This is a genomic window from Pseudoalteromonas shioyasakiensis, assembly GCF_001550135.1.
Classification (GTDB): domain Bacteria; phylum Pseudomonadota; class Gammaproteobacteria; order Enterobacterales; family Alteromonadaceae; genus Pseudoalteromonas; species Pseudoalteromonas shioyasakiensis.
The window spans coordinates 206075-206912 of record NZ_LRUE01000013.1 but is presented as its reverse complement, the minus strand read 5'-3'; the positions used below and the strand labels follow the sequence as shown (position 1 = coordinate 206912).

Sequence of the window (838 nt, the reverse complement as noted above, 5' to 3'; positions counted from 1 at the left end):
GTGCTAGGTGCTAGGTGCTAGGTGCTAGGTGCTAGGTGCTAGGTGCTAGGTGCTAGGTGCATAGTGTTGGTGTTGGTTTTGGATTCGTAAAGGGGTCACCCTACCAAATCGAATTTTTGTTCGGCGTTAAAACGCCTCCTACAACTCGTATCTTGGGCCTCGAAACTCGTACCTTTACCCTTTACTCTTTCCCCTTTCTAACTCGCTAACTTATGTATTTAAAATCTGATAGCTGACGGCTGAAAGCTGATAGCTCTTTAAATTTCACGCCTACGGGATGTAAAATCGTGATTTGGAGGAGACAGAAACAAAAAAGCCTCGCGATTGCGAGGCTAGGAAAAATGGTGCCCAGAGGCGGAATCGAACCACCGACACGAGGATTTTCAATCCTCTGCTCTACCGACTGAGCTATCTGGGCAATATTTAGTTTTATGCAGAATATCCACAAGGATTTTCAATGCAATTCCCGATGGCTCTACCGACTGAGCTATCTGGGCAAAACAATTAGCTAGATGCTAACTATTAAATAAATGGTGCCGACTATCCGAGTTGAACGGATGACCTACTGATTACAAGTCAGTTGCTCTACCAACTGAGCTAAGTCGGCACACTAAACCTGTGTGCGTTTAGCACTTAATCACGTTGTGATTATAAATAATGGTGCCCAGAGGCGGAATCGAACCACCGACACGAGGATTTTCAATCCTCTGCTCTACCGACTGAGCTATCTGGGCATTTTAAACTTTCGTTTAAAAATAAATGGTGCCGACTATCCGAGTTGAACGGATGACCTACTGATTACAAGTCAGTTGCTCTACCAACTGAGCTAAGTCGGCAC

At 45.0% G+C, this 838-nt stretch carries 4 tRNA genes; all 4 read right to left on the bottom strand.

Annotation, left to right across the window (positions count from 1 at the left end):
- Nucleotides 1–342: 342 nt before the first annotated feature.
- Nucleotides 343–418, bottom strand: a tRNA-Phe gene (locus tag PASHI_RS06260).
- Nucleotides 419–531: 113 nt separating this feature from the next.
- Nucleotides 532–607 (bottom strand) — tRNA-Thr (locus tag PASHI_RS06255).
- A 51-nt stretch (nt 608–658) separates the two neighbouring features.
- Nucleotides 659–734: transfer RNA gene (locus PASHI_RS06250), tRNA-Phe, on the bottom strand.
- 26 nt (nt 735–760) lie between these two features.
- Nucleotides 761–836, bottom strand: a tRNA-Thr gene (locus tag PASHI_RS06245).
- Nucleotides 837–838 lie beyond the last annotated feature (2 nt).